The organism is Alteriqipengyuania halimionae, assembly GCF_009827575.1.
Taxonomy (GTDB): domain Bacteria; phylum Pseudomonadota; class Alphaproteobacteria; order Sphingomonadales; family Sphingomonadaceae; genus Alteriqipengyuania_A; species Alteriqipengyuania_A halimionae.
The window spans coordinates 900,882-923,783 of the sequence record NZ_WTYR01000001.1; the positions used below are offsets into that span (position 1 = coordinate 900,882).

The 22,902-nt window shown below is 63.4% G+C and carries 22 protein-coding genes and 1 tRNA gene; 14 read left to right on the top strand and 9 right to left on the bottom strand.

Translation table 11 applies throughout. The features are described 5' to 3' along the window. The first annotated feature begins 15 nt into the window (after positions 1-15). Both GRI68_RS04365 and GRI68_RS04370 read left to right on the top strand, forming a co-directional pair. Positions 16-1,455, top strand: coding sequence for a sodium-dependent transporter (locus GRI68_RS04365; protein ID WP_234028712.1), 1,440 nt, complete (start codon positions 16-18; stop codon positions 1,453-1,455). 117 nt (positions 1,456-1,572) lie between these two features. Continuing rightward, positions 1,573-3,135 (top strand): amino acid permease, encoded by a 1,563-nt coding sequence (locus GRI68_RS04370; protein ID WP_160616104.1) that lies wholly within the window; start codon positions 1,573-1,575, stop codon positions 3,133-3,135. Positions 3,136-3,193: 58 nt separating this feature from the next. Here GRI68_RS04370 and GRI68_RS04375 read toward each other — a convergent pair whose 3' ends face one another. Then, positions 3,194-3,679, bottom strand: coding sequence for a pyridoxamine 5'-phosphate oxidase family protein (locus GRI68_RS04375; protein WP_160616105.1), 486 nt, complete (start codon positions 3,677-3,679; stop codon positions 3,194-3,196). Between the two features lie 147 nt (positions 3,680-3,826). Here GRI68_RS04375 and GRI68_RS04380 point away from each other — a divergent pair, with 147 nt between their 5' ends. The 3 genes from GRI68_RS04380 to GRI68_RS04390 all read left to right on the top strand — a co-directional run bounded on the left by GRI68_RS04380 (position 3,827) and on the right by GRI68_RS04390 (position 7,332). Continuing rightward, positions 3,827-5,071, top strand: a complete 1,245-nt coding sequence (locus GRI68_RS04380; RefSeq protein WP_160616106.1) for a putative DNA modification/repair radical SAM protein — start codon at positions 3,827-3,829, stop codon at positions 5,069-5,071. Then, entirely contained in the window at positions 5,068-6,516 is a 1,449-nt protein-coding gene (locus GRI68_RS04385; RefSeq protein ID WP_160616107.1) for a UdgX family uracil-DNA binding protein, read from the top strand. Before GRI68_RS04380 ends, GRI68_RS04385 begins: the two co-directional genes overlap by 4 nt. A 99-nt stretch (positions 6,517-6,615) precedes the next feature. Further along, positions 6,616-7,332 (top strand): extensin-like domain-containing protein, encoded by a 717-nt coding sequence (locus tag GRI68_RS04390; RefSeq protein ID WP_160616108.1) that lies wholly within the window; start codon positions 6,616-6,618, stop codon positions 7,330-7,332. A 21-nt stretch (positions 7,333-7,353) separates the two neighbouring features. Here GRI68_RS04390 and GRI68_RS04395 read toward each other — a convergent pair. Both GRI68_RS04395 and recJ read right to left on the bottom strand, forming a co-directional pair. After that, positions 7,354-7,428: transfer RNA gene (locus GRI68_RS04395), tRNA-Glu, on the bottom strand. Positions 7,429-7,479: 51 nt separating this feature from the next. Next, positions 7,480-9,252, bottom strand: a complete 1,773-nt coding sequence (recJ, locus tag GRI68_RS04400) for a single-stranded-DNA-specific exonuclease RecJ (RefSeq protein WP_160616109.1) — start codon at positions 9,250-9,252, stop codon at positions 7,480-7,482. Between the two features lie 77 nt (positions 9,253-9,329). Here recJ and GRI68_RS04405 point away from each other — a divergent pair, with 77 nt between their 5' ends. From GRI68_RS04405 to GRI68_RS04415, 3 genes are all read left to right on the top strand, one after another. Beyond that, positions 9,330-9,803 carry a flavodoxin family protein gene (locus tag GRI68_RS04405; protein WP_160616110.1) on the top strand — a complete coding sequence of 158 codons (474 nt, stop codon included), beginning with the start codon at positions 9,330-9,332 and terminating at the stop codon, positions 9,801-9,803. Positions 9,804-9,963: 160 nt separating this feature from the next. Beyond that, a complete protein-coding gene (locus GRI68_RS04410; RefSeq protein WP_160616111.1) occupies positions 9,964-10,653 on the top strand; it encodes a hypothetical protein in 690 nt (229 codons plus the stop codon). Between the two features lie 18 nt (positions 10,654-10,671). After that, positions 10,672-11,175 (top strand): AHH domain-containing protein, encoded by a 504-nt coding sequence (locus tag GRI68_RS04415; protein WP_160616112.1) that lies wholly within the window; start codon positions 10,672-10,674, stop codon positions 11,173-11,175. 18 nt (positions 11,176-11,193) lie between these two features. On the opposite strand, the gene GRI68_RS04420 is transcribed toward GRI68_RS04415, so the two are convergent. Continuing rightward, complete coding sequence (locus GRI68_RS04420; RefSeq protein ID WP_160616113.1) at positions 11,194-12,174, bottom strand: NAD(P)H-dependent flavin oxidoreductase; 981 nt, start codon at positions 12,172-12,174, stop codon at positions 11,194-11,196. A gap of 157 nt (positions 12,175-12,331) precedes the next feature. Between GRI68_RS04420 and prfB the strand changes: the two genes are divergently transcribed. From prfB to GRI68_RS04440, 4 genes are read left to right on the top strand one after another with little or no spacing between them, the layout of a single operon-like run. Further along, positions 12,332-13,459: a peptide chain release factor 2 gene (gene prfB, locus GRI68_RS04425; RefSeq protein ID WP_160616114.1), complete on the top strand. Its 1,128-nt coding sequence runs from the start codon at positions 12,332-12,334 to the stop codon at positions 13,457-13,459. Positions 13,460-13,502: 43 nt separating this feature from the next. Continuing rightward, complete coding sequence (locus GRI68_RS04430) at positions 13,503-14,261, top strand: class I SAM-dependent methyltransferase (RefSeq protein WP_160616115.1); 759 nt, start codon at positions 13,503-13,505, stop codon at positions 14,259-14,261. A 3-nt stretch (positions 14,262-14,264) separates the two neighbouring features. Then, a complete protein-coding gene (locus GRI68_RS04435; protein ID WP_160616116.1) occupies positions 14,265-15,671 on the top strand; it encodes an NAD(P)H-dependent flavin oxidoreductase in 1,407 nt (468 codons plus the stop codon). 1 nt (position 15,672) lies between these two features. Next, positions 15,673-16,128 carry a GNAT family N-acetyltransferase gene (locus tag GRI68_RS04440; protein WP_160616117.1) on the top strand — a complete coding sequence of 152 codons (456 nt, stop codon included), beginning with the start codon at positions 15,673-15,675 and terminating at the stop codon, positions 16,126-16,128. Here the strand turns inward: GRI68_RS04440 and GRI68_RS04445 are convergent. The 3 genes from GRI68_RS04445 to GRI68_RS04455 form a co-directional block, all read right to left on the bottom strand. Then, positions 16,125-16,553, bottom strand: coding sequence for a nuclear transport factor 2 family protein (locus GRI68_RS04445; RefSeq protein WP_160616118.1), 429 nt, complete (start codon positions 16,551-16,553; stop codon positions 16,125-16,127). The two genes, GRI68_RS04440 and GRI68_RS04445, sit on opposite strands and share 4 nt — an antisense overlap. Positions 16,554-16,606: 53 nt before the next feature. Further along, the gene (locus tag GRI68_RS04450; protein ID WP_199799711.1) at positions 16,607-17,923 is read right to left on the bottom strand and encodes an ammonium transporter; all 1,317 of its coding nucleotides are present in this window, start codon (positions 17,921-17,923) and stop codon (positions 16,607-16,609) included. A gap of 113 nt (positions 17,924-18,036) precedes the next feature. Further along, positions 18,037-19,047 (bottom strand): 2-hydroxyacid dehydrogenase, encoded by a 1,011-nt coding sequence (locus tag GRI68_RS04455; RefSeq protein WP_160616119.1) that lies wholly within the window; start codon positions 19,045-19,047, stop codon positions 18,037-18,039. Between the two features lie 79 nt (positions 19,048-19,126). Here GRI68_RS04455 and GRI68_RS04460 point away from each other — a divergent pair, with 79 nt between their 5' ends. Beyond that, positions 19,127-19,606 carry an SH3 domain-containing protein gene (locus GRI68_RS04460; protein WP_234028713.1) on the top strand — a complete coding sequence of 160 codons (480 nt, stop codon included), beginning with the start codon at positions 19,127-19,129 and terminating at the stop codon, positions 19,604-19,606. A 51-nt stretch (positions 19,607-19,657) separates the two neighbouring features. Here the strand turns inward: GRI68_RS04460 and GRI68_RS04465 are convergent, their stop codons facing one another. Continuing rightward, the gene (locus GRI68_RS04465; protein WP_160616120.1) at positions 19,658-20,056 is read right to left on the bottom strand and encodes a hypothetical protein; all 399 of its coding nucleotides are present in this window, start codon (positions 20,054-20,056) and stop codon (positions 19,658-19,660) included. Positions 20,057-20,126: 70 nt separating this feature from the next. Continuing rightward, on the bottom strand, positions 20,127-21,323 hold the full coding sequence (locus GRI68_RS04470; protein WP_160616121.1) for a thiolase family protein: 1,197 nt from the start codon (positions 21,321-21,323) through the stop codon (positions 20,127-20,129). 53 nt (positions 21,324-21,376) lie between these two features. Between GRI68_RS04470 and GRI68_RS04475 the strand changes: the two genes are divergently transcribed. Then, on the top strand, positions 21,377-22,894 hold the full coding sequence (locus tag GRI68_RS04475) for a coniferyl aldehyde dehydrogenase (protein WP_160616122.1): 1,518 nt from the start codon (positions 21,377-21,379) through the stop codon (positions 22,892-22,894). Positions 22,895-22,902 lie beyond the last annotated feature (8 nt).

The window sequence follows — 22,902 nt, forward strand, 5'->3', positions numbered from 1 at the left end:
GGGAGGAATTTGGGAATGGTTGCAGCGACCGACATGCACGGTATCGAGAAACGCGAAGGCTGGTCTTCGCGCTCGGCCTTTATCCTGGCCGCGATCGGCGCGGCGGTGGGGCTCGGTAATATCTGGCGTTTTCCGACGCTTGCCGGGGAAAGCGGAGGCGGGGCCTTCGTGATTTTCTACATCGGCTGTGTGTTCCTGCTGGGCCTTCCGCTGTTGCTGGCAGAGATCTTCATCGGCCGCGCCGGCCAGACCGACGCGGTCGGATCGATCCGCAACGTCGCGGCGCATTCGCGGGCGAGCAGCAAATGGGGCTGGGTCGGCGGGCTTGGCGCCGTCGCGGCTTTCCTCGTCCTTTCCTTCTATTCGGTCGTCGCCGGGTGGGTGCTCTACTATGTAGGTGTCTTCGCCGGAGACTTCGGCAGCGCCCTGATGGCAGGCGAACCGTTCCGCGGTGCGCTGGCGGGTGAAAACGAAGCGGCTATCCAGCAACGCCTGGGCGACATGTTCGCCAATCCAGGTCTGATGCTCGGCATGCATGCGGTGTTCATGGGCCTGACGCTCTTCATCGTCGGTCGCGGGGTGCACGGCGGGATCGAGAAAGCCGCCACCTGGCTGATGCCGCTGTTTTTCGTGCTGCTGGTGGGTATCGTCATCTACGGAGCCGTCGTCGGTGACATGACCGATACGCTTGCCTTCCTGTTCACGCCGGACTGGTCGAAGCTGACGCCCGAAGTCATGAACGCCGCGCTCGGTCAGGCGCTCTTCTCGCTCTCGCTCGGCATCGCCGGGATCATCACCTACGGCTCCTACATCACCGAGGGCACCAAGCTCGGATCGACCGCCGCGCTCATCGCGGTGGCCGATACCGGCGTCGCACTGCTCGCAGGCCTGATGATCTTCCCGATTGTCCTGTCGGTCGGCCTCGATCCCGCCGCCGGGCCGACCTTGGTGTTCCAGACATTGCCCTTCGCGTTCCAGTCGATGCCGGCCGGTTCCCTGATCGGGATGCTGTTCTTCATCCTGATCTTCGTCGCGGCTATCACCAGCTCGATCTCGATCCTCGAAGTGCCGACGGCCTGGGGTGTGGGCGAGCGGGGCTGGAGCCGACCCAAATCGACCCTGATCTTCGGCGGCGCCGCGTTCCTGGTCGGGATCGCCTGCCTGCTCGGCTACAATGTCTGGAAGGACGTGCATCCGCTCGGCTTCTGGGACATTTTCGCCGATCTCGATATCCTCGATACGGTCGACGGATTTACCGGCAAGATCATGCTCCCGCTCGGGGCGTTCTTCGTGGCCGTGTTCGTGGGCTGGAAGGCCGATCGCAAGATGGTGGCCGAAACCACCGGACTTTCGAATGGCATGCTTGTGCTGTGGCGCTTCCTGCTCGCATGGCTGTGCCCGATTGCGGTGGCGATCATACTGCTAACGGGACTGTTCCCCGCCATCCTGGGCTAAACGCGCGCCGCGTGACGAATTGCAATTGCGCCCGATCAAAACGGGCGTACATCGCGTCGTTGCGGACGATGAGTCGGGTAGGTCCCGACGGCACGGTCCGCCTGGGTCTTGCCGCCTATGTTGCTGGGAAGGGTCAAGCCGCTCGACGCTATTCTCGAGACGGCTGAAAAGAAGTCGCTCCACCGATCGCTGGGTCCTCTGCAACTGATGCTGTTCGGCATTGGCTGCATTATCGGCACCGGCATCTTCGTTCTTACCGCTGCGGGTGCGCAGAAGGCCGGTCCGGGGCTGATGCTGGCCTTTGCGATCGCCGGTGCGATCTGCATCGTCGCCGCGCTTTGCTATGCCGAGATCGCAGCTGCCGTGCCGGTGTCGGGCTCTGCCTACACCTATACCTATGCCACGATGGGCGAATTCCTCGCCTGGACCGTGGGCTGGGCGCTGGTGCTCGAATACGCCATCGCGGCCAGCGCGGTCTCGGTGGGGTGGTCGGGCTATTTCGCAGGCTCGATACTTGGGGAAACGCTCGGCATCCATCTGCCGCCGTGGCTCGCCGCCGGGCCGCTTGTCTTGGGCGGGGCCGAGGGTGGCCTTATCAACCTGCCAGCGGCGATCATCGCCCTGCTCGTTATGTGGTTGCTGATGATCGGCACCAGCGAAAGCGCCAAGGTGAATGCGATCCTGGTTGCGATCAAGGTGACGGCGCTGACCATCTTCATCGCTCTGACGCTGCCGCAAGTCGATGCCGCGAAATTCAACCCGTTCCTGCCCGCCGGGGTGTTCGGCGGCTTCGGTACCGGGGTTGGTGCAGTCGGAGCAGCGGCGACGATCTTCTTCGCCTATGTCGGTTTCGACGCAGTGTCGACCGCCGCCGAGGAGACCCGCGATCCGCAGCGCAACGTGCCGATCGGGTTGGTCGGGTCACTGCTGTTCTGCACCGTGTTCTACATCCTGGTCGCGGCAGGAGCGATCGGGACCATCGGCGGACAACCGATCATGGGACCCAACGGACTGCCGTTCCCGGCCGGGTCGGAAGAACTTGCGCGCCAATGCGCGCTGCCGGTCCATGCCGGTGCGCTGGTCTGTTCGGACGAGGCGCTCGCCCATGTGCTCCGCGCCATCGGCTATTCGGGCATCGGCAATGCGCTCGGTTATGCCGCATTCCTCGCGCTGCCGTCGGTAATCCTCGTCTTGCTGTTCGCACAGACCCGGATTTTCTTCGTGATGAGCCGCGACGGCCTGCTGCCCGAAAGGCTGAGCCGGGTGCATCCCAAGTGGAAGACACCGCATGTCGTCACCGCGATGACCGGAACGATCGTCGCGATTGCGGCGGCATTCTTCCCGGTCGGACAGCTCGCCGACATTGCCAATGCGGGTACGCTCTACGCGTTTCTGATGGTCGCGGTAGCCGTGATGGTGCTGCGACGGACCGATCCGGAGCGGAAACGCTCGTTCCGTGTTCCTGCCCTTTGGTTGGTCGGTCCGGCGACCGTGATCGGCTGCGTCTTCCTGTTCTTCAACCTTCCGGTGGCGGCGATGCTCGTCTTGCCGATATGGTCGGCGCTCGGGATGCTGATCTATTTCGGCTATAGCCGCCGACACAGCCATCTTGGGTTGGGCACGATCGAAGTGCCCGAAACCGAGCTTGCCGACATCGAGCCGGAAGGTCCGCTCAGCTGATACAAGAAGGGCCGCGATCGTCTCGCGGCCCTTTTTCTGACTCAGAAAGTAATTTGGATCAGAGGTCGACCTTGTCGACATGCTTCTCTTCGGCGTCGTCGTGGACGTTCATGCCGAGCGCCATCTTGGCCACATTGAGGAGGCCCATCTCGCCGCTCCAGATCTCGGCATCGCCGAGGTCCATGCGCAGGAACAGCAGTTCGGGGTCATCCTTGCCACCGTCGTACCAGGCTTCGACGAAATTGCTCCAGAACTGGTCGAAACGCTCTTGGCTCGTTTCCTTCGTCAGCGTGCCGTCGAAACGGGCGTACATGTCATGGCCCTTGCCCTGGAAGGTCGCTTCCACCGCGCCCAGTTTGGCGAAATCGCTGTGGATGTGGGTGAAGAACCAGATCGAGCTGTTCGCATCCTTGTCGAGCTGTGGGCTCATCGGAACGGCAGTGCCGCTCTCGTTCTTGCGCTGAAGGAAAAGGAACGGCGAATCGGCGAGCGATTTCCAGAAAGCTTTCTTCAGTTCGTCGGGGTTGCCCTGTTCGGTCTTCATCAATGTGTCTCCGTTTGAATGTGTATTTGAAACACACCATGGGGCCGCAATGTTCCATGCCGGTTGGTGGAGCGAGTGTGCGGAAGGTCGAAGCGACCGGGAAACAAAGGACTAGCCAAACCGAAAGCCAGAACATATACAGAACACGTGTCGCAAAAATCCATCATCGATCGCCTCGCCATCCTCGCCGATGCCGCGAAATACGATGCCTCCTGCGCGTCGTCGGGCACCGCCAAGAAGAACAGTCTGGGCGGCAAGGGTATCGGCTCGACCGAGGGGATGGGGATTTGTCATGCCTATGCGCCGGACGGGCGCTGCATCTCGCTGCTGAAGCTGCTGCTGACCAATCACTGCATTTTCGATTGCCACTACTGCATCAATCGCAAGAGCTCGAATGTCGAGCGCGCGCGCTTTACGCCGCAGGAAATCGTCGACCTCACCCTCAGCTTCTATCGCCGCAATTATATCGAAGGTTTGTTCCTCTCCTCGGGCATCATCAAAAGCTCGAACCACACGATGGAACAATTGGTCGAAACCGCGCGGATCCTGCGCGAGGAGCATGACTTTCGCGGCTACATCCATCTGAAGACCATTCCGGAGGCCGATCCCGAGCTCGTGCATCAGGCGGGGCTCTATGCCGATCGCGTGTCGATCAATGTCGAACTGCCGACCGATAGCGGCCTGGTGAAACTCGCGCCCGACAAGAACGCGCAACAGATCGAAGGCGCGATGGGGGGTATGAAGATGGCGATCCGTCAGGCGAAGGACGAGAAGAAACGCTTCCGTCACGCGCCGCGCTTCGCGCCCGCTGGACAGTCGACCCAGATGATCGTGGGTGCAGACGCCGCGACCGATGCCGATATCGTCGGCAAGGCGAGCAGGCTCTACGACAATTTCCGTCTGCGCCGGGTCTATTACAGCGCTTTTTCGCCGATCCCCGATGCGAGCGCGGTCCTGCCTCTAAAGCGCCCGCCGCTCATCCGCGAGCACCGGCTCTACCAGTCCGACTGGCTGATGCGGTTTTACGGCTACCAGCCAAGCGAGGTGATGCAGGCGACCGAGGCCGATGGCAATCTGCCGCTCGATATCGACCCTAAGCTCGCTTGGGCGCTCAAGTTTCGCGAGCGCTTTCCGGTCGACGTGAATCGCGCGAGCCGCGAGGATTTGCTGCGAGTGCCGGGGCTGGGGGTGAAGGCGGTGAACCAGATCGTGGCTTCGCGCCGCCACCGCACCTTGCGGCTCGACGATGTGGCGCGTCTGACGGTGTCGATCACCAAAGTCCGTCCCTTCATCTGCGCGCTCGACTGGCGTCCGGTCATGCTGACAGACCGCGCCGATTTGCGCGCGCTCCTCGCGCCCAAGCGTGAGCAGCTGGAATTGTTCTCGGCGTGAACGCTCTCCAGCCAGTCGAACACCATACGCACTACGCGATCCATTTGCTCGAACCGGACGATTTCGATGCCTGGCGAGAGCGGGCGCGCGCGCTGGTGCAATGCGATGTGCCTCCCGATCGGGTGACCTGGATCGAACCGGGCGGGAGCGGCGATCTGTTCGCTGATGGCGAACGACAGCTCCCGGTTCGGTCCGATGGCGCAGCGCCGGTGCGCGCGAGCAAGCGCTTCGTCCGGCTCGCAAAGAACGCGATCCTCCATTCGGACCCCGACCGTTTTGCGCTGCTCTATCGCCTCCTATGGCGCTTGCAGGGCAATCCGCAGGTGATGGAGGACAAGGCCGATCCCGATGTCCGGCGGATCGAAGAACTTGATAAGAATGTGCGGCGCGACAGTCATAAGATGCACGCCTTCGTCCGCTTCCGATTGGTCGAGACCGAAGAGGACGGCCCCGAACATTATGTCGCTTGGTTCGAACCCGAGCATCATATCCTGCGCGCCAATGCCGGCTTCTTCGTCCGCCGCTTCGCCAATATGCGCTGGTCGATCCTCACCCCGCAGGAATCGCTGCACTGGGATGGCGAAGCGCTGGTGGAGGGACCACCCGCGCAGCGCAGCGACGCGCCAAGCGGCGACCCGACCGAAGATCTTTGGCGCAAATATTACGCCTCGATCTTCAACCCTGCTCGGCTGAAGGTCGGCGCGATGATGCGCGAGATGCCGCGGAAATACTGGAAGAACATGCCTGAAGCCTCGCTCATTCCCGAGCTGGTCGCCGGTGCGCAGGGGCGCGAATCGCAGATGGTTGCCGCTGGATCGCTGGAATTCGATGCGCGCCCCGAGACGCTCGGCGCGATCGAGACGGCGCTTCATGCCTGTCGCAAGTGTCCGATCGGAGAGCTGGAGAATTCGTCGGTCATGGGCGAGGGGCCGCGTGGTGCCCAAAAGTTCTCCGGGCTGATGATCGTCGGCGAACAACCGGGCGATCAGGAGGACCTTGCGGGGCGGCCGTTCGTGGGACCGGCCGGGCAATTGCTCGACCTGCATCTGGAACGCGTCGGGATCGACCGCAGCTCGGCCTATGTCACCAATGCGGTAAAGCACTTCAAATACGTCCAGCGCGGGAAGCGGCGCATCCACCAGTCGCCCGCAGCGAAAGAGATCGATACCTGTCGCTGGTGGTTGGAGGCCGAACGTTCGATAGTGCAGCCCAAGCTGATCCTGACCATGGGTGCGAGCGCGGCGCGCGCGATGTTAGGCAAGACGGTGAGCATCACAAAGGCGCGCGGTGCGCCGATCATGCTTTCCGATGGAAGCGAGTTGTGGGTCACTGCGCATCCGTCCTACCTCCTGCGTCTAGATGGCGCAGCGCGCGAGGAACAGGCGAGAATGTTCGACGCCGATCTCGCTGCGGTAAAGGCGCGGCTTGCGGAACTGGCGAATTGACGCAGCGTTCGATTCGCACCCCACATTCACCGCAAAGGCGTTTTCCCGATCGCATTCCTCGGCCTGAACCTTCCTTCCGACCGAACCCCGAGCGGGCGATTGTCCCGCTATGATGGCTGGGCGCTGGCGCTGCTGCTGGTCCTGACCGTCGGGGTATTCGCTTGGACATGGCTGGCCGCGCATCCGCAGCATGATCCGTGGGCCCCGCTCGATCTCAACGATCCGGTGGGCTGGGCGACCGAGCGCAAGCTCGTAGCGCTGCGCGACGATCCCGCACTTTGTCGCGCGGTGCTCGAACGCAGCGCCATCGATTTCCGTGTGCTCGATCCCGTGGGGGCAGCGGAGTGCCGCCGCGCCGACCGTACGGTTCTCTCACCCATGCCCGCTCGCGGCCTGGCATTCCGACCCGCAACCCCTGCCGCAACCTGCGCGGTGGGCGCCGCCATGGTGGTCTGGATGGACAAGGTCGTGCAACCGGCGGCCGAAGAATTGCTCGGGTCGCCCGTTGTCGCGATCGATCACCTCGGGACCGCCAATTGCCGACGAATCGGCGGTGGCGACAGCGGACGGTGGAGTGAGCATGCAACCGGCAATGCGATCGACATCGCCGCGTTCCGCCTCGAAGACGGACGCACGGTGAGTGTGCTGCGCGACTGGCCGGGAGAGGGGCAGGAAGCGGCATTCCTGCGGGCGGTGCGCGATGGCGCATGCGACGTCTTCTCGACCACGCTGTCGCCCGATTACAACCGCGCGCATGCCGACCACTTCCATCTCGATCAGGCCGGTGGCCGGATGGGATGGAGCGCTTGCCGCTGAATGTCTGGAAAAACCACCGCATGGTGACCCCTACGGGAATCGAACCCGTGTTTCAGCCGTGAAAGGGCCGCGTCCTAACCGCTAGACGAAGGGGCCTCCGTGCGGTGAGGCGCGCCATTACGAAGCCGAGCGGTAGGGGTCAAGCCTTTAATCGGCCCAAACTGCATCATCCACAATCAACTCCGCCTCGCGCCGCCCTGACCAATCATCCACCTTGGGCCTTCCGGCGAGCCAGAATCGCCGTGAACCGCGGTTTTGCAGTAGAGCCTGACCCATCTCCGATTCAGCGGCACGAAAGGCGATCGCCTTGAAACGCGCACCGTCTTCGCCGCGCACGATCATCCGAACGTGATTCGTGCCGACCACATCGCATTTGATCGCGTGGACCGGGCCCACCGCCACGCGCGGCCCCGGCCAGCCCATGCCATAGGGCCCTGCTTCTTCCATCGCATCGACCAGATCGGGCGTCAGTCCCCCAGGGGCCAACATAAGGTCGAGCTTGAATTCCTGATTCTCCTGCGCCGCCGCAACGTCCTTTGCGAGGCGATCGTCGAGGAATTCCGCGAGCGCATCGATCTTGTCGTGGTCGACCGTGAGTCCGGCTGCCATCGCATGGCCTCCGCCCGCCAGCAGCAGACCCGCCTCGCGCGCCGCGATGATCGCCGCGCCCAAATCTACTCCTGCGATCGAGCGGCCCGAGCCCTTGCTCGGTTCTGCGTTGGCGCCGCGTGCGATCACGAGCGCGGGACGTCCTGTCTTTTCCTTGATCCGCCCGGCGACGATGCCGATCACGCCCTGGTGCCAGCCCGCGCCATGGAGCAATTGCACCGCGCGATTCCCCTGGCCTGCGAGCTGGGCCTCGGCCTCTTCCTGCACTTCGCTTTCGATCTGTCGGCGATCGTCGTTCAATTCGGACAGGCGGCGCGCGATGTCGGCGGCTTCGGCGGTATCCTCTGTTGTCAGCAGCCGTACGCCGAGCGTCGCTTCGCCCACACGGCCACCAGCATTGATTCGCGGGCCGAGCGCGAAGCCGAGATCGCTGCACACAGGCGCGCGCTGGAGCCGGCTTGCATCGAGCAGTGCCGCGAGCCCGGTGTTCTCGCGCCGCCGCATGACCTTGAGCCCTTGCGCAACAAAGGCCCGGTTGAGCCCGCGCAGCGCCGCCACATCCGCCACCGTGCCTAGCGCGACGATATCGAGCAGGCTCAGCAGGTCGGGCTCTTCACGCTCGTCGAAGTAGCCTTGCTTGCGCAATGTGCGCACCGTCGCCACGGCGAGCAAGAAGGCGACTCCGACTGCAGCGAGATGTCCATGCGCAGCGGCATCTTCGCGTTCGTCGAGCCGGTTGGGATTGACCATCGCCACCGCCTTGGGAAGCTCGGGCGAGCATTTGTGGTGATCGACCACGATCACGTCGATCCCCGCGTCATGCGCGGCGCCGAGAGCCTCATGTGCCATCGCACCGCAATCGACCGTGACGATCAGGCTCGATCCTTCCTCGGCAATCTTGAGCAGCGCGTCACCGGAGGGGCCGTACCCTTCGAGCAGTCGATCGGGGATATAGTGGCCTGCATTGTGCCCCAGCATGCGCAGCAGGCGGATCAGCAGCGCCGCGCTGGTGGCCCCGTCGACATCGTAATCGCCGTATATCGTCACCGCCTCGCGCGAGAGGATCGCCTGCGCGAGCCGTTCGGCGGCGGTCTCCATATCCTGGAAGATGGCAGGATCGGGCAGGAACCCACGCAGGCTCGGCGTGCGCTCACGGGCGAGGTCGGACGGGGCCACTCCGCGCGCGAGCAGCAATTGCGTCACCAGGTCGCTGCCGCTGACGATCTCGTTGACGGCACCGCCGCGCCAGCTCCAGCGCCGCCCGGTGAGTGAACGTCCGAGATCGGTGAGCGATGGGGATGTCGTAGGCATGCGTCGAGGCTATCCGAGTGGCCCGGTGCGGGGAAGGGGGTTGGCGGCAATGTCCCCTGTGCTCTAGGTCTGCACCCATGCTTGCAATCCTCTGGCATTCACGCACCGGAACCGCCGAAGCGCTCGCTTGTGCAGCGCAGGAGGGCGCCAGCGAAAGGGCGCGGATGCTCGCGGCAACGGAGGCGTCCCCCGACGATCTGCTCGATGCGGACGGCTATTTGTTCGTCTGTCCGGAAAATCTCGCCAGCATGAGCGGGGCGATGAAGGAGATGTTCGACACCTGCTATTACCCGCTGCTCGGTAAGATCGAGGGCCGCCCATTCGCGACCATCATCGCCGCCGGATCGGACGGCGAAGGTGCGCAGGCGCAGATCGACCGGATAGCGAAGGGCTGGCGACTTAAACGGGCTGCGCCGCACATGATCGTCATCATGGATGCACAAACGCCCGAGGCGATCCTGGCGCAGAAAACCGTGCCGGACGATCGGCTCAGCGAAGCCCGCGAATTGGGGGAGGCTTTCGCAGAAGGACTGGAGCTGGGTATTTTCTAGGGACTAATCCGAAACGGATACGTCTCGGATTGTAGTACTCGACGAGCGAGATAGTCCGCGCCATGACATGGGTCAGCGGGGAGGGGTACGGGTGAGCGATCGCAACGGAGCGAGGGCATCAGGCTTGGCGGTATTGTACCTCCGCCGCGACGCGCCCTCGTTGACCGAGATCGAAACGGCCATCGCCGACGGGCCCGTCGGTGGGACCGAGATGATCGTCTCGACGCAGCCGATTACCTCTTTCGGAAACACGGCTGAGGCGCTCGAATGCGTGGTTTCCGGGCTCTCGTTCGACCTCGTTCCGATCGCACATAACGATCCTGCATGCGAGATCGAGCATGGATTCGGTGTCGATGTCGCGACCCTGCCGTTTCGCAGCGGCCTTACTATCGAGCCAAGCCCACATATCGGATCGGCTGCACGAACCTTGCCGATCATCCGTGCCGGCGCCGCGATCGCCGCCCGGCTATCCCGTTTAGGAAACCCGGCGGCGGTCGTCTGGCGACCGCTCGCCAGCGCGATGGACCCCGGCTATTTCCGCGACACGATTGCGGCATGGCTCGATGGTGGCGCCTTTCCGGCTCTGGGCCTCACTGCGTTTGGCAAGGCCCCCGATGGCGGACTGCACAGCAGCGGCCTCGCTTTCTTCACCGGACAGGAAGTGCGTATCGCGCCGGACCTTGCAGCGCGCGGGCCCGAAGCACTCAAGATCGGCGCGCGAGTGATCGATCGACTGGTCGAGGCGGACCCGTTCGATGGTGAATCGGTGCTCGCGCTTGAAACAGGTGAACGCGTCCGGCTGAGCGTTTCGCAAAATCGTCGCTTCGTGATTGTTTCGGCGGAAGCGTGACGCGTGGGGCGCTCGACCATGGATCGGCCACGCTTATCGTTTCGCCAGGTCAACCGGCGCGGGACGCCGGGCCACGACCCGGGACTGCAAAAGCACCACCTGCTTCCGGTCGGCCTGTTGCGCAGACCGTCGCTCAAGCGATTCTTCGATCATTTGGACTGCCAAGCTGACGGGTTGGACGATTTTCGCGCCAACGGCCTTCTGCTTCCGTGTCGCGAGCGAACCGTGCTGCGGCTTGGCCTGCCGCTCCATCGAGGGCCGCATCCGCGCTATTCGGAACTGGTCTGGCAGCGCGTAGGGCAGATCGAGCGCGAGTTCTCGCAGCTCGCCGAACGTCGCTCGCATCCCCCGCGCGAACATGCGGTGATGCGGCTTGGCTTGCTGCAACGCGCGCTGCGCCGTCGTTTGCTTTCGCAGAAGCGACCGCTCGCGCTCCACGCGCGAGACCCGCTGGGCCAGGCGCGCGATTTCTCCAAGATCGACCGGATGGCCGAAACCTGGTGGGCGGCTACCGAAGTCTAGCGAGCGCTTGCAATCCGCTTAGCCCGCGAAAGGCGCGCTCGCTTCGATCAGGCGCTCGCGGGCTGCGCGATATTCGGCTTCGAGCCGGTCGACCCGGTCGGCGACGATTTCGACCTTCTTCACCGCGCCGACGCCTTGACCCGAACCCCAGATATCCTTCCATGCCTTCGCCTTGGAATTGCCGCCCGAGCCGAAATTCATCTTGCTCGGGTCGCTTTCGGGCAGAGCGTCGGGATCGAGCCCGGCCTGCTCGATCGAGCCTTTGAGGTAATTGCCGTGCACGCCGGTGAAGAGGTTGGTGTAGACGATGTCGTCCGCGCCGCTCTTTACGATCTCGTCCTTGTATCCCTGTTCGGCATTGGCTTCGACGGTCGCGATCCAGGGCGAGCCGATATAGGCGAAGTCGGCGCCGAGCGTCTGCGCGCCCAGCACTGCCGCGCCATTGGCGATCGAGCCCGACAGTGCGATCGGGCCGTCGAACCATTCGCGGATCTCCTGCATCAGCGCGAATGGCGAAACGGTGCCCGCATGGCCTCCCGCACCGGCGGCGACCGGGATCAACCCGTCGGCACCCTTTTCGATCGCCTTGTGGGCGAAGCGATTGTTGATCACGTCATGCATCGTGATCCCGCCCCAGTTGTGGACCGCTTGGTTCAGTTCCTCGCGCGCGCCGAGCGAGGTGATGATCATCGGCACCTGCCACTTCTCGCACACCTGCATGTCTTCCTCGAGCCGGCCATTGGTGCGGTGGACGATCTGGTTGACGGCGAACGGTGCAGCCGGATGATCGGGATTGTCGCGATTATGCGCGGCCAGCTCCTCGGTGATCTGGTGCATCCATTCGTCGAGCACGCTCGAGGGGCGCGCATTGAGCGCCGGGAAGCTACCGACGATCCCCGCCTTGCACTGGGCGATAACCAGCTCCGGACCGGAAACGATGAACATCGGCGAAGCGATGATCGGCAGGCGCAAGCGGTCGAACGGGGCAGGAATGGGCATGGGATGTCTCTCCGGAATTAATCGGTCGGTTAAGCAGGCGCATAGGCCAGCACGGGGCGCACTGTCGAGCCGCTTTGCACGGCCTCGGGCGCTGTCCCCCTAGCTAAAGCGCGCCGCCTCGCCTAAGCGCGCGTCGCAAGCCATTGGAGAATTTGCAATGCGTGCCGAAGGGCAGGCCCATATCGACCGTATCGCCGCCGCGCTGGCGCTGGTGAGGAAGTCTTTGGACTGGGAAAGCGCGCTGCGCCGCCTCGATGAACTCGACGCGCGCGTGCAGGATCCGACCCTGTGGGACGATCCCAAGCAGGCGCAGGCGATCACCCAGGAACAGAAGCGCCTCGAAACCGCGATCAACACCGTGCGCGAGATCGAAGCGGAAAAGAACGACGCGGTTGAATTCATCGAAATGGGCGAAGCCGAAGGCGACGACGATGTCGCCAACGAGGGCTATGCCAGCCTGGAAAAGCTCGCCGATCGCGCCGATGCCGACAAGGTGCAGGCGCTCCTTTCCGGCGAGGCCGACGGCAACGATACCTATCTCGAAATACACGCCGGGGCGGGCGGTACCGAAAGCCAGGACTGGGCCGAAATGCTGCTGCGCATGTATGCGCGCTGGGCCGAACGCCGTGGGTTCAAGGTCGAAACGGTCGAATACCAGGCTGGCGAACAGGCGGGCATCAAATCGGCCACGCTGCTGATCAAGGGCGAGAACGCCTATGGCTATGCCAAGACCGAGAGCGGTGTGCACCGCCTCGTGCGGATCAGCCCCTACGACAGCTCGGCGCGGCGGCACACCTCGTTCAGCTCGGTCTGGGTTTACCCGGTGATCGACGAAGATTTCGAGATCGAGATCAATGAAAGCGATCTCAAGATCGATACCTACCGCGCGAGCGGAGCCGGCGGGCAGCACGTCAACACGACCGATTCCGCCGTTCGTATCACCCACCAGCCCACCGGCATCGTAGTCGCCAGCCAGAACGACCGCAGCCAACACAAGAACCGCGCCACCGCGATGAGCATGCTCAAGGCACGCCTGTTCGAGCGCGAAATGGCCGAACGCGAAGCGGCAGCGGGCACCGAATATGAGAGCAAGACCGATATCGGGTGGGGGCACCAGATCCGGTCCTACGTCCTGCAGCCCTACCAGATGGTCAAGGACCTGCGCACCGGCGTGACCTCGACCTCTCCAGACGACGTGCTCGACGGTGCGCTCGACCAGTATATCTCGGCCGCGTTGGCGCAGAAAGTGACCGGCGAGACCGTCGATGTCGAGGATGTCGAATAGGCTGCGATTGCCTGTCCGGCCCGCGTGGCGCTAGAGGACCTGCATGAACTTCGCACTACGGATCGCGCTCGCGGGCTGTACCGCGCTGGCCCTGGCGGGCTGCAACGAGGTCGATCCCGATGCGGATCGGCCCGAGACCTCGCGCGAATTTCCGCGGGCGCATCGTCCTGTTTCCAATTTCGGCGGCAACTCGGTCGGTCCGGAAATGAAGCGCGACGAACGCGGCGAAGCGCAATTGGTGATGGACCTGGCCGATATCGACCAGGGAACCACGGTGGCGGATATCGGTGCGGGCGAGGGGTATTACACGGTTCGCCTTGCCGAGCGCGTCGGTCGCAAGGGCCGCGTGCTTGCGCAGGATATCGACCGTGATGCACTGCGCCGGCTCGGTACCCGGGTCGAACGCGAGCGGCTCGACAATGTCTCGATCAATCTCGGCAACGAAGACGATCCCCGCCTGCCCGAGAGCAGCTTCGACCGCGTGTTCATGATCCACATGTACCACGAGATCATCGAGCCCTATTCGTTTCTCTGGCGGCTGCGACCGGCTTTGCGCGAGGGCGGACAGGTGATCGTGGTCGATGTCGATCGTCCGCCGCAGGAACACGGAATGCCTCCGGCGCTGCTTTTCTGCGAAATGCGCAGTGTGGGGTATCGTCTCGTCGAATTCATCCGTAAGCCGGAGATCAGAGGGTATTACGCCCAGTTCGAACTCGAGGGCGACCGACCCGCCGCGGCGGAGATCGTGCCCTGCAAGCCGCAACCCACGAAGGTTGCGGGGATCAATACAAGGGATAACTGATACATGTCGTTCAAGGGGTTGCAGCCGATTACCTATGGCGGGCGCGAAGTCTGGCCGCTGATCGAAGGCGGAAAGGGCGTGTCCGCGACCAACCATGCGAGCTCCGGTGCGTGGGCAGCGGCGGGCGGCATCGGCACCGTCAGCGCGGTCAATGCCGACAGCTATGACGAGGACGGCAATGCGATCCCGCAAGTCTATCCGCAGGCGACCCGCAAGGAGCGGTTCGAACAACTGGTGCGCTACGCCATCGACGGTGCGACCGAGCAGGTCAATCGTGCCTATGAGATCGCCGATGGCAATGGCGCGATCAACATTAACGTCTTGTGGGAACAGGGCGGCGCGCAGCGCGTGCTCGAAGGCGTGCTGGATAACTGCGCAGACAAAATCACCGGCGTCACTTGCGGTGCTGGCATGCCCTACAAGCTGGCCGAAATCGCCCAGCATTATAACGTGCACTACCTGCCCATCGTATCCTCGGCTCGCGCTTTCCGCGCACTGTGGAAGCGCAGCTATTCGAAAGTGCCCGATCTGCTTGCGGCCGTGGTCTACGAAGATCCGTGGCTGGCGGGCGGACACAACGGTCTGTCCAACGCCGAAGATCCGACCAAGCCCGAAGACCCCTATCCGCGCGTGAAGGCGCTGCGCGACACGATGCGCAAGGAAGGCGTATCGGAAGAGACCGCCATCGTCATGGCAGGCGGCGTGTGGTTCCTGCGCGAGTGGGAAGACTGGATCGACAATCCCGAGCTCGGCAAGATCGCCTTCCAGTTCGGCACGCGCCCGCTGCTGACGCATGAAAGCCCGATCCCGCAGATCTGGAAAGACATGTTGCGCACGGTCGAGCCCGGCGATGTGCTGCTGCACAAATTCTCGCCCACCGGGTTCTATTCGAGCGCGGTGAAAACGCCGTTCCTCTACGACCTGATGCACCGTTCGGAGCGTCAGATCCCGATCTTCAAGCGCGACACCGAAGACGGTACGATCCCGCTGATGGACCACGGCAAGGCGAAGTATTTCTTCGTCCACCCGGGCGACCAGCGCAAGGCGCAGGCCTGGATGCACGAGGGCTTCAGCGAGGCACTCAAGACCCCCGACGACACGGTGATCTTCACCACGCCCGAAAGCGCCGCACAGATTCGCGAAGACCAGCAGAATTGCATGGGCTGCCTCTCGCACTGCCAGTTTTCGAGCTGGAAGGATCACGACAACAACACCACCGGTCGCCTTGCCGATCCGCGAAGCTTCTGCATTCAGAAGACGTTGCAGGACATTGCCCATGGTGGCGACCCGGACGAGAACCTCGCCTTCGCAGGTCACGCGGCCTACCGTTTCAAGCAGGACCCGTTCTATTCGAACAATTTCACGCCGACTGTGAAAGAACTGGTCGAGCGGATTCTGACGGGCGACTGAGATGAAGATCGGGGTCGCGGATCTCGCCGCTGCCGACATTCGCGACCTGATCACCCGGCACCAGCAGGAGATGTACGACAATTCTCCGCCGGGCACCTCGTTTGCGCTCGATCTGAGTGGGCTCGAGCGGCCCGGGGTGACCGTTCTTTCACTGCGTGATGATGGAGAATTGCTCGCGGTCGGGGCCATGCGCGAGCTTGACGCCCAGAGCGGCGAGGTCAAATCGATGCGGACAGCGGACAAGGCGCTGCGCCGGGGCGCAGGGCAGGCGCTGCTATCGTATATCGAGCAACTCGCGCGCGAACGCGGCTATGGCAAGTTGATGCTGGAAACCGGCACCGGAGATTTCTTCGAACCGGCCAACCGGTTTTACATCCTCAACGGCTTCACGCGCCGAGGGCCCTTCGGCGGCTATGCCGATAGCGAGTTCAATCTGTTCTACGAAAAGGTGCTCTAGCGCCAGAGCTGCAGGTCGCGGATTGCGGCGGGCATGTCTTCGTCGGATTCCGGGCGCGCAAGGACACGCTCGACGAGGTTCCAGGAGCGCCGCACGCGGCCTTTCTGCCAGACGTCGGTCAGGCGAAATTCGCCTGTCCATTCGAGCGGCCCCATTTTCATCTCCAACGCGATCGGGGCGACGAACACCGCCGTGCGGCCGAGCTGGCGGGCATAGACGTCGCCGAAGCGATAGGCCTCGAGCTTGAAGCGGCCCGAGGCGGCATCGAGCCAACTCGGCCGATCGAGAATTGCGCCTTTTCCGCCTGCGAGATGGAAGATGAAATCACGCGATAGCAGGCCGCGCATGGCCTTGCGATCACGTACCATCCAGGCGCGCATCAGCTGATGTTCGAGCGTTTCGATCCGGGCGATAAATTGGTCCATCGTTCGGGCGACTTAACGGATCAAGCGCCCGGCGCAAGCAGGCTCTCGACCCGCTAGTCGAGTTTCCACGCATGTTCGCCATGGGTTGCCGTATCGAGCCCGTCCCGTTCGCTGTCTTCGCCCACGCGCATCGGCAGGAACAGCGAAACCCCCAGCGCGATCACAGCGGTAGCCACCGCCGAATATCCCGCCACCGCCAGCACACCGATCAACTGGTCGACGAACTGGCCGCCGACTTGGGCCGCAACCGATCCTTCAGTCGCAATCGTGCCCCCGAAAACCGCCATGCCGAAGACCGAGAAAAGCAGGGTGCCGAGTATCCCGCCCACGCCGTGGACCGCGAACACATCGAGCGAATCGTCGATCTTGAGCTTGCCCTTCACGAAGCGGATCGCGAAATAACAGATCGGTGCTGCGAGGAATCCGAAGATGATCGCCGCCCCGGGGCCGATCGCTCCGGCGGCGGGTGTCACCGTGGCGAGCCCCGCAATCGCACCGGTCGCGAATCCGATGCCGGTCGATTTGCCGAACGCGATCTTCTCGACCGCGATCCAAACCAGCGCGGCGGTCGCGGCTGCGACATGGGTGTTGATAATCGCGGTCGCCGCGTCGTCGGTCGCGGCGAGGGCAGAGCCGCCGTTGAAGCCGAACCAGCCGACCCAGAGTAGCGCCGCGCCCACCATCACGAAGCTGGGGCTGTGGGGAAGCATAACCTTGGTCGGGAAGCCGCTGCGCCGTCCGAGCAGGATTGCGACCACGAGTGCCGAGACGCCCGCTGTGGTGTGGACGACGAGACCGCCGGCGAAATCGAACACACCCCTCTGGGCGAGCCATCCGCCGCCCCATATCCAGTGCGCGACCGGCGCGTAGACCAGCAGGCTCCAGATCGCGCAGAATGCGATCACCCAGCCGAAGCGCGCGCGTTCGACCCACGCGCCGACCATCAGCGCCGGGGTGATCGCGAAGAAGGTAAGCTGGAACAGGGCGAACGCGCTTTCGGGCAAGCTCGTATCGACCCGCCAGGCATCGAGCCGCAGCATCATCCATTTGCTGCCATCGCCGATCCAGCCACCTTCGACGCCGCCGAATGCGAGGGTGTAGCCGACCACGATCCACAGCAGTGAGCAGATCGCGACGATCGCGCCGACCTGGAGATAGACCGACATCGCGTTCTTGGCCCGCACCAGCCCGCCATAGAATAGCGCGAGACCGGGGACTGCCATCATCAGGACCAGCGCCGACGCGGTCAGGATCCAGGCGGTATCGCCGCTATCGGCGACATCGACCGTTACCGCGAGTTGCGGCTGCGCGGCGAGAGCTTGCGGAAGCAGTGCGGCTCCCATGGCAATGGCAGCAGTCAGGTAACGCATGAATCCCCCTCGATCCGTCCAATGGGGGAAAGCTAACGCGCAGTGCTGCGCTGCGGCAAGGCCCTTCGCGCGAATTTCGCGCTTATGCCCGGCTCAATCGGCGGCTTAGCGCGTTAGAGCAGGCCTTCGATCACCTGATCGGGCGGACGGTGCCCGTCGGCCCAGAAGCGGATATTGGCGATCACTCTCTCGCCAGAGGCCTCGCGTCCCTCGGCGGTGGCACTGCCGAGATGGGGGAGGGTAAGCACGTTCGGCGAGGCAAGCAGGCGCGGGTCTACCGTCGGCTCGTCGGGATAGACATCGAGACCTGCGCCGGCGAGATGGCCCGAGGCCAGCGCCTCGACCAGCGCGTCTTGGTCGATCAACTCGCCGCGGGCGGTGTTGATGATCGAACTGCCCGGCTTCATCAGCGCGAGGCGACGCGCATCGATCATGCCGTGGCTGTCTTCGCCGCCCGGCGCGTGCAGGGTGAGGATATCGGCGCAGCGCATGAGGTCGTCGAGAGTGTCGACATAGCGCGCGCCCAGCATGTTCTCGAGTGCGTCGGGCAGTCGCTTGCGGTTGTGATAGGCGATCTCGAGGCCGAACGCGCGGGCACGGTGCGCGACCGCCTGTCCGATCCGCCCCATGCCGACGATGCCGAGGCATTTACCGCCGAGGCGATTGCCGAGCATCGAGCAGGGCGCCCAGCCGCTCCATTGACCGCTGCGCACCAGTTCGACGCCTTCGCGCATGCGGCGCGGGACACCGATGATAAGGCCCATCGCCATGTCGGCCGTATCGTCAGTGAAGACGCCGGGCGTGTTGGTTACGATGATGCCGCGCTTACGAGCGGCGGCCAGATCGATATGTTCGACGCCGGCACCGAAATTGGCGATCAAACCCAACTCGTCGCCCGCGCTTTCGATCAGTTTGGCGTCAATGCGATCGGTGACGGTCGGCACCAGCACATCGCAGTACTGCATTGCTGCGCCTAAAGCGTCCCGATCATACGCTTGATCCGCATCGTTCAGCGTGACGTCGAACAGCTCTTCCATCCGTGCTTCGACCGACGGCATCAGCTTGCGCGTCACATGAACGCGTGCCCGCCCTTCGATCCTGCGGCCTGATTGATCGTTGCCCATGACCAGCGGATGGCCTCTGATGGCACAGTAATCAAGAGGTGCTTGTGCGGTTCATTCCGGTGTTTTATCCGCCCGCTCCATGAGATCGGTCTTTCTTGCAGTAATGGCGGGTGCGCTGCTGTGGCTCCAGGCGATGCCTGCACCTGCCTATGCGCAGGACAACGAGCCGCCTTATTGGGCCTCGCTAAAGGTCGACCGCGCGAACATGCGCGTCGGGCCGGATCGCTCCTATCCGATCGACTGGGTCTATGTCCGCGAGGGCCTGCCGCTCAAGGTTGTGCGCAAATCCGGCGGATGGCGCCTGGTCGAGGATCAGGACGGCTCGCGAGGCTGGATCTTGGGCCGCTTTCTCAGCCTTGATCGCTATGCGGTGGCCATCAACGATGGCTATGCTCCGATCTATGCCGAAGCTTCGACCGGGGCGCGATTGCTGTGGCGGGCGCAACCTGGCGTGATCGGGCACCTCGGCAAATGCGCGAACGACTGGTGCGAATTCCGCGTGGATGAAAAGCAGGGCTGGGTCCAGGCCGAGCATATCTGGGGCGACGGCGCGCCATAGAAAAAGGGCGACCGCGAAGGGCCGCCCTTTTTAATAAGATTTTCCAAACGGTTAGTTCGTGCGACGAACGGTCAGTGTCTCGCCATCTGGACCAGTCGCGGTGAAGGTGCCGTTTGCACCGGTGTCGCCGGCCGTCCAGCAGGTTTCAGCGTCGGGACCTTCAGGGTCGTAGCACATGTCATTGCCCGACATGCGGACGGTGCCCGCTTCGCCGGCTTCGCCATTCACTGTGGACGTGTAGGTGCCGTCGGCATTGACGGTCCGCATCATGACCGTGCCGTCTTCGGCGGTCATTTCGAACGTGCCGGCCGCATCGGCGACAGCCGGATCGACCGGAGCCGGAGCCTCGGCAACCGGTTCCGCAGGTTCGATAGTGGCAGTTTCGTCGGTGTCGTTGCCACCGCAGGCGGCGAGGCTCGCGCAGGCGGCAAGAAGAAGGAACTTTTTCATCGGATGATCTCCCGTTTGTGGCGCAGGGTGCGCTGTGCAGGCAACGCCCCGCGCGCCAATCGTTTCCGAATTAGAGCATCTCGACCGCGACGGCGGTGGCTTCGCCGCCACCGATGCAGAGCGACGCGACGCCCTTGGTTTTGCCCTGCTGCTTCAGCGCGTTGAGCAGGGTCACGATGATGCGGGTACCGCTGGCGCCGATCGGGTGGCCCAGCGCGGTGCCGCCGCCATTGACGTTGATCTTGTCATGCGGGATGCCGATGTCGCGCATGGCAAACATAGCAACGCAGGCGAACGCCTCGTTCACTTCCCACAATTCGACCTCGTCCTTGTCCCATCCCGCATTTGCGAGGACTTTCTCGATCGCGCCGATCGGGGCGGTCGTGAATTTGGACGGTTCCTGCGCATGGGCGGCCATGGCGACGATCCTGGCGACCGGTGTCTGGCCGTTTTCCTTGGCGACGCTTTCACGCGTCAGCACCAGTGCTGCGGCACCGTCGGAGATCGAGGACGATGTCGCGGCGGTGATCGTGCCGTCCTTGGCGAAAGCAGGACGCAGGCTCGGGATCTTGTCCGGGCGTCCCTTACCGGGCTGTTCGTCGGTGTCGACGGTCACATCACCCTTGCGGGTCGAGAAGGTGACCGGGACGACTTCGTCGGCAAAAGCGCCGCTTTCGATCGCGGCATTGGCGCGGCGGAGCGACTCGATCGAATAGTCGTCCATTTCATCGCGGGTCATCTGGTAATCGTTGGCCGTTTCCTGCGCGAAAGTGCCCATGGCGCGGCCTTCCTCATAGGCGTCTTCAAGTCCGTCGAGGAACATGTGGTCGTAGGCTGTGTCGTGGCCGAGCCGCGCGCCCGAACGGTGCTTCTTGAGCAGGTACGGCGCGTTGGTCATGCTTTCCATGCCGCCAGCAATCGCGACATCCATCGTGCCGCCGGCCAGCGCCTCGGACGCCATGATGACGGTCTGCATGCCCGACCCGCAAACCTTGTTGACGGTGGTGGCCTGCACCGATTTAGGCAGGCCTGCTTTCAGTGCGGCCTGGCGCGCCGGGGCCTGGCCAAGGCCAGCGGGCAGCACGCAACCCATATAGATCCGGTCGATCGCATCGCCATCGACACCCGCGCGTTCGACCGCAGCTTTCACCGCCGTCGCGCCAAGCTCGGTCGCCGAAACGTCGGAAAGTGCACCCTGCATGCCGCCCATCGGCGTGCGCGCATAGGAGAGGATGACGACCGGATCGTTGGCGGAGAACTGGGACATTGGGAGAAGCCTTTCGAGCTCGATTGATATGTGGGAGGCGATGTAATGTTGCGATGCGGCAATGGCAAATCGCGGCCTATCGCTTGCTTCGGAACCGAGGATGGTGGACATTCGTAGCAGAACGAAACCGAACACTGGGGAGAGTGACCATGGCGAGCAATAACGGGCTTCAGGATATCCTTGATAAACAACGCGCGGCCTTCGCGGCCTCGCGGCCGGAGCCGCTCTCGTTGCGACGCGACCGGATCAAGCGCGCTATGGCGCTGCTGACCGATCACGCCGACGTGCTCAACGATGCGATGAACGAGGATTTCGGCAATCGCTCTCCCAAGCAGTCGATGATCACCGATATCGCGGGCACGGTGAATTTCGGAAAATACTGCCTCAAGCATCTCGACAGCTGGGCCAAGCGCGACAAGCGTCACATCCAGTTTCCGCTAGGTCTGCTGGGCGCGAAGGGCGAGGTTCGCTATGAGCCCAAGGGCGTGATCGGGATACTCAGTCCGTGGAATTTCCCAGTCAATCTCAGCTTCGGTCCGCTGATGCAGGTGTTTGCAGCGGGCAATCGCGCGATGATCAAGCCGAGCGAGTTCACCGAATTGACCAGCGAGGCCATGCGACAGCTGGCCGAAAAATATTTCGCGCCTGAGGAGCTGGCGGTGGTGACCGGGGGACCCGACGTCGCGCATGAGTTTTCGTCGTTGCCGTTCGATCACCTGGTGTTCACCGGATCGACCGCGACGGGCCGCAAGGTGATGCAGGCGGCGGCCGAGAATCTCGTGCCGGTGACGCTGGAACTCGGCGGCAAGTCGCCGGTCGTGCTCGGCCGTAGCGCGGATTTCGAAAAGGCGGGCGAGCGGATCGCGATGGGCAAAATGCTCAATGCCGGCCAGATCTGCCTGGCACCCGACTACCTCTATGTACCCGAAGAGCGCGAAGGCGAAGCGATCGAAGGCCTGACCAAGGCCGCGAGCGCAATGTATCCTTCGGTGCTCGACAATGACGATTACGCCTCGATCGTCACCGACAAGCATTTCGAGCGCTTGCAGGGCCTCGTCTCGGATGCGCGCGACAAGGGCGCCGAGGTAATCGAGGTCAATCCCGCCGGCGAGGACTTCTCCAACACCAACGCACGCAAGATGCCGCTGACACTTCTGCGCAACGTCACCGACGAGATGGAGGCGATGCAGGAGGAAATCTTCGGCCCGGTGCTGCCGATCAAGACCTATGGCGAAACGACCGAGGCGATCGACTACATCAACCGCAACGACCGCCCGCTAGGCCTCTATTATTTCGGCAGCGACAGCGACGAGCGCGAGCAGGTGCTAGACCGTACGATTTCTGGCGGTGTCACCGTCAACGACGTCGTGTTCCATGTCTCGATGGAAGACCTGCCGTTCGGTGGCGTCGGCCCGTCGGGGATCGGCTCGTATCACGGGGCCGAAGGCTTCCGCGAATTCAGCCATGCGCGTTCGGTCTTTCATCAGACCAAGGTTGACGTGGCTGGCCTTGCCGGTCTCAAACCGCCCTATGGCGAAAAGACCGACAAGGCGATCAAGAAGCTTCTCTAGCGGCAACG

Coding starts and splice junctions, on each gene's coding strand:
- GRI68_RS04365 (WP_234028712.1), top strand. CDS start 16: ATGGTTGCAGCGACCGACATGCACGGTATCGAGAAACGCGAAGGCTGG.
- GRI68_RS04370 (WP_160616104.1), top strand. CDS start 1,573: ATGTTGCTGGGAAGGGTCAAGCCGCTCGACGCTATTCTCGAGACGGCT.
- GRI68_RS04375 (WP_160616105.1), bottom strand. CDS start 3,679: ATGAAGACCGAACAGGGCAACCCCGACGAACTGAAGAAAGCTTTCTGG.
- recJ (WP_160616109.1), bottom strand. CDS start 9,252: ATGCCTACGACATCCCCATCGCTCACCGATCTCGGACGTTCACTCACC.
- GRI68_RS04405 (WP_160616110.1), top strand. CDS start 9,330: ATGCTTGCAATCCTCTGGCATTCACGCACCGGAACCGCCGAAGCGCTC.
- GRI68_RS04415 (WP_160616112.1), top strand. CDS start 10,672: ATGGATCGGCCACGCTTATCGTTTCGCCAGGTCAACCGGCGCGGGACG.
- GRI68_RS04420 (WP_160616113.1), bottom strand. CDS start 12,174: ATGCCCATTCCTGCCCCGTTCGACCGCTTGCGCCTGCCGATCATCGCT.
- prfB (WP_160616114.1), top strand. CDS start 12,332: ATGCGTGCCGAAGGGCAGGCCCATATCGACCGTATCGCCGCCGCGCTG.
- GRI68_RS04430 (WP_160616115.1), top strand. CDS start 13,503: ATGAACTTCGCACTACGGATCGCGCTCGCGGGCTGTACCGCGCTGGCC.
- GRI68_RS04435 (WP_160616116.1), top strand. CDS start 14,265: ATGTCGTTCAAGGGGTTGCAGCCGATTACCTATGGCGGGCGCGAAGTC.
- GRI68_RS04440 (WP_160616117.1), top strand. CDS start 15,673: ATGAAGATCGGGGTCGCGGATCTCGCCGCTGCCGACATTCGCGACCTG.
- GRI68_RS04445 (WP_160616118.1), bottom strand. CDS start 16,553: ATGGACCAATTTATCGCCCGGATCGAAACGCTCGAACATCAGCTGATG.
- GRI68_RS04450 (WP_199799711.1), bottom strand. CDS start 17,923: ATGCGTTACCTGACTGCTGCCATTGCCATGGGAGCCGCACTGCTTCCG.
- GRI68_RS04455 (WP_160616119.1), bottom strand. CDS start 19,047: ATGGGCAACGATCAATCAGGCCGCAGGATCGAAGGGCGGGCACGCGTT.
- GRI68_RS04460 (WP_234028713.1), top strand. CDS start 19,127: ATGAGATCGGTCTTTCTTGCAGTAATGGCGGGTGCGCTGCTGTGGCTC.
- GRI68_RS04465 (WP_160616120.1), bottom strand. CDS start 20,056: ATGAAAAAGTTCCTTCTTCTTGCCGCCTGCGCGAGCCTCGCCGCCTGC.
- GRI68_RS04470 (WP_160616121.1), bottom strand. CDS start 21,323: ATGTCCCAGTTCTCCGCCAACGATCCGGTCGTCATCCTCTCCTATGCG.
- GRI68_RS04475 (WP_160616122.1), top strand. CDS start 21,377: ATGCGGCAATGGCAAATCGCGGCCTATCGCTTGCTTCGGAACCGAGGA.